Source organism: Sphingopyxis sp., from assembly GCF_019459305.1.
Classification (GTDB): domain Bacteria; phylum Pseudomonadota; class Alphaproteobacteria; order Sphingomonadales; family Sphingomonadaceae; genus Sphingopyxis.
In genome coordinates, this window is record NZ_JAIBES010000111.1 from 1 (window position 1) to 8019 (window position 8019).

Below are 8019 nucleotides of genomic sequence, written 5' to 3' on the forward strand. Positions count from 1 at the left end.
ATCAAAATCCGCGTCGCGCGCGTCAGTTCTTCCTGCTGCGCCGGGGGCAGATGGTCGACATCATTTCTCATCACCGGATTCTCGCCATCTTCTCGCCCGGTGGCAAGACCTCATTGCGGCCGATCGCTGTCGATTGACCCAGATCGGATGCTAAAAACTATGCCGAGCCGATCAGCGCAAAGTTGTTGGAAAGCAGGGCGTTCGCGCGCCCACTCGGCATAGTGGGCCGCTCGGCATAATCGAAGCTATGCCGAACTCGGCATAACTTCGAATAGCGAGCCTTCACATAGGCCTCTTTCAACTTCTCAAAACGCGCCCGATGCTCACGCCGTTCGCGAGGCCAAGCATCGACCAGACGCATATCAAGACGCTCGGCTTGGGTGCGCAGGAAGGCGAGGTTGTGGGCGTGTTGGGGTGGACGGCCCCCAAACGGCATCAAATGTGCCAAAGTTGAGTCGTTGAAGATCTCAAGAAGGAGACCGTCCGTGAGTGATATTATCCGCATTGGAATGGACACGTCAAAGCATGTGTTCCAGATGCATGGCGTCCCGGCGGTCGCCGTGCATATGGCGAATGACAATAATTTCAGGGAGTGGTAGCGAACCGTCATGCCCAGAATCCATCAGCGCGCCGCCCATTTTGTCCTCAAACGACTGGGGTTCTTCAATCGCAGCTATCGCGAACGCGCCTATGGCGGCAATTTTGTCGTGCCGATTATCAATGGCCGTAAAACCTATATTTCCGAGCATTGGATGGCCGAAATGATCGCGAGCCTGTTCCAGGTCGCGCCGGGCGCCTTCATCGACGTGGGCGTCAACCTTGGCCAGACGCTGTTGAAGGTCGCCGCCGCCGACCCGTCGCGGCGCTATATTGGCTTCGAGCCCAACCCGGCCTGCGCCGATTATGCGACCGAACTCATCCGTGCAAACCATTTACCCTATACGCTCATCCCGGCGGGGCTCGGTTCAAAGGCTGGCGTGGCGCAACTCCAATTCTATCGACACGAGGACACCGACCCATCTGCCAGTCTCGTCGCGGGCTTTCGCGACAACCAGGTGGCAAGCAAAGCCGTCGTCGTTCTATCGCTTGCAGAATTACCCGAGGAGCTGGTTCCCGACGAGGTGGCGATCGTGAAGATCGATGTCGAGGGCGGCGAGGCCGATGTCCTCGAGGGCATAAAGCCGCTGCTGCGCAAGCAGCGCCCTTTCGTGCTCGTCGAAATCCTGCCTGCCTATACCGCCGACAATTTGCCTAGGATCGAACGCCAGCAGCAGATCGAGCGAGCGTTGAGCGAAGTCGATTACAAGATGTTCCGGATCCTGCGCGACGCGGCAGAGAGATTTGAGGCGATCCAGGCGATCACCACGATCGGTATTCAGGATGATCTCGCGCTGAGCGACTATCTGATGGTCCCCAGCGAACGGATCGCGTCACTGGCGGTGCTCGGCGAGGGGGTCCACCGCAAGGATTGAGCTGATCTAGCATGACCGGCGATTGCAGCGGCATTGTTCTCGGCTCGGGCCTTTGGTAGCGACGCGGGGATGGCGCGCGCAGTCCTTGCCCGCCATGATCGCTGTCCGATAATGCTGTTTGCTGCTCCCGCGGAGGAAGCCGATGAAAGTGTTTGACCATTTCGACCGCATTCGGGTCATCAACCTGAGCTACCGGACCGATCGCCGCCGCGAAATGGACCGAGAGCTGGCGGCCGTCGGCCTGGAGGGCGATCCCCGCGTTGCCTATTTCGCGGCGATCCGTCCGGGCGATGCCGGTGACTTTACCTCGATCGGCGCGCGCGGCGTGTATGCGAGTCAGAAGGCGATCTTGCGCGAGGCCGCCGCGGCGAAGGAGTCCGTGCTGATCCTGGAGGATGATTGCAGTTTCGTTCCGGGGACGGCGGATCGTCAGGTCGCTCCGGGCTGGGATATCTTCTATGGCGGCTATACCGCCGCATCGCCTAGCAATCTCCATGCCAGCGATATTCAGGGCGCGCATATGATGGGGTTTTCGCGGGAAGGGGCGCAGCGCGTCAGCGCTTATCTGGAGCAGCTGCGATACGAGGGCATCCATCCGCCGATCGATGCTGCCTATGTCTGGTATCGCCGCGCGAACCCCGATGTCTTGACCGAATTTGCGGTGCCGCCGCTCGGTGAGCAGCGATCATCGCGGAGCGATATTGCCGATCTCAAATGGTTTGACCGCTCGCCGCTGACGCGCGGGGGCGCTAATGTGTTGCGCCGGTTGCGCCGGATGATGGCAAAGCCGAGGCCATGATGGCGGCGACTGTCGCGTGCGGCCTGACCGTAGGCGTCTGGCCGACTGGCGCCAGCGGTAGGTGAAGTTCGCCCGTTCCGACAACAACAGATACGGAAGCCAAATCGCGACGCTGATCGGCGCCTTCTTGAGGTTGCTGTCGAGCAGCGGCGCGATCGATGTGGCGACGCTGGCGGGCAGGGGCGGCGCGCCGCCCACATAATTGGCGGCCAAGATCTGCGATGCCACGTCCAGCCCCTAGGTCAGCAGCAGCATCCGGAGAAACAAGGGATGGCGGCGCTGCGCCATAAAGAAACACAGGGTATCGAGGAAGTTCATCGCTATCAGGTCGGTCGCCATCGCCATAAAGATCATCTAGCCCCATTGCGGCGCCGTCGCGGGGACCGCGGTCAAGAATTCGGCGGTGCTGCTCAGTTCATCCTCACTTAGGCGGTCCAACGGCCGCCTTTTTTAACTTCGGTTATAGAGCGACCTTCGGCGATGGCTGCCAGCTGTACACTGCCATCTTGTGGCATTGGGCAGTCTGTGCGCCCTTTTGCTCCGTTGGCATGGGGCTGCGAGTCCAAAAATGAGACAAATCGAATCATTTAGGACTCGCCATCTGCGGGCAAGTGGTTAAAAATTACTTACTAATAACGCAACAGGGCGAGTCGCACGGCCTGTCACCTATTACAATCTGGAGATAAGACGATGCGCACATTGATGATTAAATTGGTTCTTGCCTCGGCTGCTGCCATGGCGCTTCCGGCAGCTGCTCACGCAGCGGTTACCTTGGGTTCGGTTACGCCGGGCACCTCCCCGTACTCGGGTCCGACGCCGACAATCGATTTCGAAACTCCCGCTCCGGTTTCCGGTGGCTTGGTGACGACCGGTAGTCTCAATGGCGTTCGTGCCCAGCCGTTTGGCAGCACCGGTAATTACTGGACGGTCGGGCCGAGCGACGGGTCGCCGGGGGTTATGGATCTGTCGTCGTTCGGCGATATCCTCAACATCAGCTTCCTCTGGGGCTCGGTCGATGAATATAACTCCATCGATTTCCTTGATGGCGACGACAATGTAATTGCCACGTTCAGCGGTTCGGACATCTTCAATCCGGCCAATGGCGACCAGACCGATCCCAACCTGAACCCGGTTGTGCGCTTTGATGTCACCGGCGAGCATGTGGCCTCGTTGACGTCGTTGCGTCTGCGCTCCACGAACAATGCGTTCGAAACCGACAATTTTGCCATCAACGCGGTGCCGGAACCGGCCACTTGGGCGATGATGCTGCTCGGGTTCGGTGCAATCGGCTTCGGCATGCGTCGCCGCCGCTCGGACACGGTCCGAGTTCGCTTCGCCTGATCGCAAATCATTCTGACTAGATAAAGGGCGGCCGATTGGCCGCCCTTTTTCGTGTGGCAGGCATGGCGTTGATGTTGGAGGTGCAAGTCCTTTGCGGGCCGGCTGAACGGAACCGCTAGCCAAGGGCAACTGCGTCGTCGCGAGGCGGGGTGGGGAGGAAGCCGGAGGCAAAGCTCGGAGCTGACGAACAGGAACCGGATATAAGGCCGGTGCGGTGGGGTAACTGGGCTGTGGACCGGGACGCCCGATATTCAGACAGACACGCGCGCAGGTAAACCCGGCGGCGACCGAGTGAAGGATCAACGTCTTACCCTGGGAGATCTCCCAGCCTCTCCGGACGAACCGGAGTACGGCGGCAGCGATGTCGCAGGAGACTGGGTTCATTCGATGGGTGTGGAGCGGCAGCAAGGCAGCGGGAAGCAGCTGGATCTCTTCGATGAGATCTTGCAGGCATCGCTGCGCCACGGCGTATCTGGCAAAGGCGGAACCGGCGCTGGGACGTGCGAGGAGCGGCAATCACCTGCGGCATGGACCGAGCCCCTCGCCTTGACGCATATGATGATGGAGCAGGTGGCGAGTTCGGCCAACCTGAACCAAGCCTATAAGCGGGTGAAAGCGAACAAGGGTGCGCCGGGCGCTGACGGGATGACCGTTGCCGACCTGCGTGGCTGGATCGCGGATAATCGCGAAAGGCTGATCGTCTCGCTGCTCGACGGCAGCTATCGTCCGCAGCCGGTCCGCGGGGTAGAAATCCCCAAGGCCGGCGGGAAAGGGATGCGCCAGTTGGGCATCCCGACGGTGGTGGACCGTTTGGTGCAGCAGGCGATTTTGCAAGTGCTGGAACCGTTGCTCGACCCGGGCTTTTCGGGATCGAGCTACGGGTTCCGCCCGGGACGCAGCGCTCATGACGCGCTGCGTCAGGCCCGGGACTATGTGGCGGACGGGTATGGCACCGTCGTGGACCTCGACCTGGAGAAGTTCTTCGACCGGGTAAACCACGTCATTCTGATGGCCCGTCTGTCCCGGCGCATTGGCGACACGCGATTGCTCGCCATCATCCGGCGCTTCTTGCAAGCGGGGATGCTGGTGAACGGTGTGTGCATCGAACGGCAGGAAGGGACACCGCAAGGCGGCCCGCTCTCGCCGCTGCTCGCGTCGCAACCGGGGCATCGCCCTGACGACGATGATCGCGCAGGTGAACGCCTTCACCACGGGATGGGTGACACATTACCGCCATGCCCAGGATCAGTACCCATTGAGGCAGATCGACTCGTGGCTCCGGCGAAAGCTGCGCTGCGTCCGGCTGAAACAATGCAAGAGAACCATGTCGATCGCCAAGCGCCGTTGGCGGAAAGGCGGCGGCGTTTTGCTCTCAGGAAACCGGCGTAAATGTCGGCTGTTTTGTCTTTCATCGGGCTACATAGCGGAAGTTCGCCGAGCTTGAGATTAATGCGCTTGTTTGACGACTGCCATTAAGGCGACATTGGGCCGCAGAGCACGCTTGAGCGATAGGCAATCGCGCTGTGGTGCGCGATTATCGTGGTTGGCCGCGAATTTTCCCATGCGCGAGGGCGCCTCATGAAATCTGACGATGGACCTCGGCGACGGGTTTTGATCGGAGGTTGGCCGAAGGTCGGCGATCGCCAATGGGCGGCGCACTGCTGTCCGCCGCATCGGTTAGCAGAACGCCGCCAGCCTTTCGACCAGCGGCGCTCTGAGTCAACTGCGATGTTCGAGCATCACGCGAATGCGACGGTGACCTTTTGCCGGCGTTTTGCCGAGCGCATCGCGCCGCCAATAAAGCCGAAACCTACCAGCATCATCGCCCAGGTGCCGGGTTCGGGAACCGCCGCAACCGACGACGCAAAGGATGCCTTGAAGAACACGTCATCTCCGCCGCCAGACTTGTCCCAATTGTTCGAAGTCAGTGCAGCGAAATTGTCGCCGGCGTTGTAATAAACGAAGCTTCCGCCAGCTAGCGTGTCCTGGTATCCATCGGTCGGCATAGTAGTCGTGCCGCCACCGCCGGCTACCCCGGCGGTTGTCAGAAATGCCACATATTGGGCACCACTAAGTAGCGAAATACCGCCCGTGTTGAACGAAAACTCAGGACCGTTGTTCGAATTGAGGATGTCGCTTGAGAACAGCGACGTTCCCGTCGCCTTGGTTCCATCCCACTGATACAGAAACGCCTTGAAATCGACGCCGCCTGTCGGCGTCAAAAACAGTGAAAACGAGTTGAGAACATTGTCCGTCGGGGCCGTAAAGGTTTGCCCGTAAGTCGATGTATCCGGGCGGCCGAACGGCTGCCAGGTCGCGGTGCTGGAGCTCGTCGTGTCAAACACCGTGGCAGCGTCCGCACTCGTCGCCGCGAACATGGCCAATCCCGCCGTCAACATCATCGATAGCTTATTCACAACTTTTCCCCCGAAGCGACTAACTCGCTGATTTTTCGTGCACTAGCTTAACTTGTTGTTAATGTATACATATCGATTTCAGCAGTGAAGTTCCGCATCGGGACAACTGCAGCCAGCTTGCAATTGCCGCGCAAGCTGCGCTCTACCGCAACCAAGGCGGCATCAGGCTGCTTGGCATGGCCACGGAAGCGGGTTGGGTCGGGAGGGCGCCTCTCGATCCGTATTCCGACAAGGAAAGAAGCTGGACGCTGCGGCGAGCGCTGCCTGTTTCGCTTTGGCGATTTGAGCGAGCATGGTGGGCGTGGGCGCCGTCCGACCCGAATTTTTCACCCGAAGCGATGGGGCGGATGCCTGCACGTGACGATCAAACCCCCCGCGAGGCTCGCCAGCCGGGCCCCGCGGGATCCAGTTTGCGGAATCGCGGGTGCTTGTAATGAGCTTTGGCAGCAGTGCCGGTGGGCGCTGCTGCCGAAGACGGGGGTTCGAGGGTTACCGGTGCGACAATCTATGTCGCGAGACACCTTTTACCCAATATCATGCACCAGAGCGATTGCTCAGGCGAAACGCACCCGGACCGAGTCCGAACGGCGACGGCGCATGCCGAAGCCGATCGCGCCGAAACCGAACAGCATCATCGCCCAGGTTGCGGGTTCGGGGACGGCGGCCGTGCTCGAATAGGCGGTGATATGCGACACCTCCAGACGCTTTATTATGCCGTCAGGGTCCTTTGGGTGCGGAATCCCGGTCGTGGTCCAATTGACGGTGTTTGTCGGATTGACGCTGTAGAGCATGAAGAAATTTCCAGCCTTTACCGCGTAAAAGTCGAACAGTCCGCCGCCAGGCAAGGTGAAGGTGCCTGATGTTCCTGTCACATCTCCGTCCGCGGTCTTGAACAGACCCTGGAGGCTGATCGTCGCCGGGAGAGGCGGCTCGACATGGTCGGTGTTATAGGCCGTCTCGATTGCCAAGATGCTAGCTGCGGTATCCGTCGCGTTGCCGCTAAACAGGCAGCCCGTCGTCAGGTCGCAGTCAGGATCGAGCAGCTCCACGGCATGGGCCGGAGCGGTAAATGCGCCGAGCATGGCGGCAGCGCCGATCAGCAATGATTTCTTGAGCATGAAGAGTCCCCTTTTGCCGATTCGTGGTCAAGTGAATCGATGATCCCGACTATTAATAAAATAGGTATGTTGCCGAGTCTTATCAAAGAAATGTCAATCCCGGTTTGAGACAGGTATGCGCTGCCGGGGCTAATCCCTTCGGTCGAACCACGCACGCAGCAGAGTGGAAATGGCCGTTTTCCGCGAGGTCATCTCAGGTTGCCGCCGGGCCGCATCGAGCGCGTCCGGACACATGGTTAGCATGAGGCCGCTTAGCGCGCTGCAAAATCGCGAGAAATATTGTGTCCCTGTTAACGCAGTCGGCTGGCCTCCCGGCCGAATCGACAGGATCGCCTCGATACCCGTCCGCTGTGCCGGAATCTGGCCGCCCGCGCGTGGTCAAGGTTCGCGGAACATTATGCGCGCGCATGGGTCTGGGCTTAGGCGCTGACCAGCAAGGTTCCTGCCTGTTGCGTACCGTTCGACCTTCGAAGCGATTTAAGTGGGTTGCTTCTGTCGACGTGTCAGGCGTGACCATTTTCGGCAGGTGAGATTCTCGCGCTTCGCGCCGTACCGATGCGGCGCGCAGCGCAAGGCCAGGGCGGCTAAACGGCGTTGGCGCCGGTCTGCCTCACTTCAGCAGGTCGATCGCAAAGGCGCGGACCTCGGCGGCGACGTCGGGGCGTTGCAGCGCGACCGCCAGATTGGCCTGGATATAGCCGGCCTTCGACCCGCAGTCGTAGCGCGCGCCATCAAAGGTCACCGCGTGGAACGGCTGGGTGCCGATCATCGTCGCCATCGCGTCGGTCAGCTGGATCTCGCCGCCCGCACCCTTCTCCTGCCCTTCGAGCACGCGCATCACTTCGGGCTGGAGGATATAGCGGCCCGAGATG

Annotated in this window: 7 protein-coding genes and 3 pseudogenes; 6 read left to right on the plus strand and 4 right to left on the minus strand. The window is 60.3% G+C overall.

The window, feature by feature from the left end:
• Positions 1-253 precede the first annotated feature (253 nt).
• Positions 254-415, minus strand: a pseudogene (locus K0M74_RS13330) (nucleotidyltransferase); the annotation flags it as partial.
• A 193-nt stretch (positions 416-608) separates the two neighbouring features.
• On the opposite strand from K0M74_RS13330, the gene K0M74_RS13335 reads away from it, so the two are divergent.
• The 6 genes and pseudogenes from K0M74_RS13335 to K0M74_RS19890 all read left to right on the plus strand — a co-directional run bounded on the left by K0M74_RS13335 (position 609) and on the right by K0M74_RS19890 (position 5056).
• Positions 609-1472 carry an FkbM family methyltransferase gene (locus tag K0M74_RS13335; RefSeq protein ID WP_293973209.1) on the plus strand — a complete coding sequence of 288 codons (864 nt, stop codon included), beginning with the start codon at positions 609-611 and terminating at the stop codon, positions 1470-1472.
• Positions 1473-1614: 142 nt separating this feature from the next.
• A complete protein-coding gene (locus K0M74_RS13340; RefSeq protein ID WP_293973212.1) occupies positions 1615-2271 on the plus strand; it encodes a hypothetical protein in 657 nt (218 codons plus the stop codon).
• A gap of 61 nt (positions 2272-2332) precedes the next feature.
• Positions 2333-2473: a hypothetical protein gene (locus tag K0M74_RS13345; RefSeq protein ID WP_293973215.1), complete on the plus strand. Its 141-nt coding sequence runs from the start codon at positions 2333-2335 to the stop codon at positions 2471-2473.
• Positions 2474-2961: 488 nt separating this feature from the next.
• Positions 2962-3612, plus strand: coding sequence for a PEPxxWA-CTERM sorting domain-containing protein (locus tag K0M74_RS13350; protein ID WP_293973218.1), 651 nt, complete (start codon positions 2962-2964; stop codon positions 3610-3612).
• A gap of 645 nt (positions 3613-4257) precedes the next feature.
• A pseudogene (locus K0M74_RS19885) lies at positions 4258-4758 on the plus strand (reverse transcriptase domain-containing protein); the annotation flags it as partial.
• A gap of 37 nt (positions 4759-4795) precedes the next feature.
• Entirely contained in the window at positions 4796-5056 is a 261-nt protein-coding gene (locus K0M74_RS19890) for a group II intron maturase-specific domain-containing protein (RefSeq protein WP_366932669.1), read from the plus strand.
• 295 nt (positions 5057-5351) lie between these two features.
• On the opposite strand, the gene K0M74_RS13360 is transcribed toward K0M74_RS19890, so the two are convergent.
• The 3 genes and pseudogenes from K0M74_RS13360 to K0M74_RS13370 form a co-directional block, all read right to left on the minus strand.
• Positions 5352-6014 carry a PEPxxWA-CTERM sorting domain-containing protein gene (locus K0M74_RS13360; RefSeq protein ID WP_293973224.1) on the minus strand — a complete coding sequence of 221 codons (663 nt, stop codon included), beginning with the start codon at positions 6012-6014 and terminating at the stop codon, positions 5352-5354.
• A 569-nt stretch (positions 6015-6583) separates the two neighbouring features.
• Entirely contained in the window at positions 6584-7147 is a 564-nt protein-coding gene (locus K0M74_RS13365) for a PEPxxWA-CTERM sorting domain-containing protein (protein WP_293973228.1), read from the minus strand.
• Between the two features lie 610 nt (positions 7148-7757).
• Positions 7758-8019, minus strand: a pseudogene (locus K0M74_RS13370) (UTP--glucose-1-phosphate uridylyltransferase); the annotation flags it as partial.

Excerpts from the sequence above, each read along its gene's own strand:
- K0M74_RS13365 (WP_293973228.1), bottom strand. The coding sequence starts at position 7,147 with ATGCTCAAGAAATCATTGCTGATCGGCGCTGCCGCCATGCTCGGCGCA.
- K0M74_RS13350 (WP_293973218.1), top strand. The coding sequence starts at position 2,962 with ATGCGCACATTGATGATTAAATTGGTTCTTGCCTCGGCTGCTGCCATG.
- K0M74_RS13360 (WP_293973224.1), bottom strand. The coding sequence starts at position 6,014 with ATGATGTTGACGGCGGGATTGGCCATGTTCGCGGCGACGAGTGCGGAC.
- K0M74_RS13340 (WP_293973212.1), top strand. The coding sequence starts at position 1,615 with ATGAAAGTGTTTGACCATTTCGACCGCATTCGGGTCATCAACCTGAGC.
- K0M74_RS13335 (WP_293973209.1), top strand. The coding sequence starts at position 609 with ATGCCCAGAATCCATCAGCGCGCCGCCCATTTTGTCCTCAAACGACTG.
- K0M74_RS19890 (WP_366932669.1), top strand. The coding sequence starts at position 4,796 with ATGATCGCGCAGGTGAACGCCTTCACCACGGGATGGGTGACACATTAC.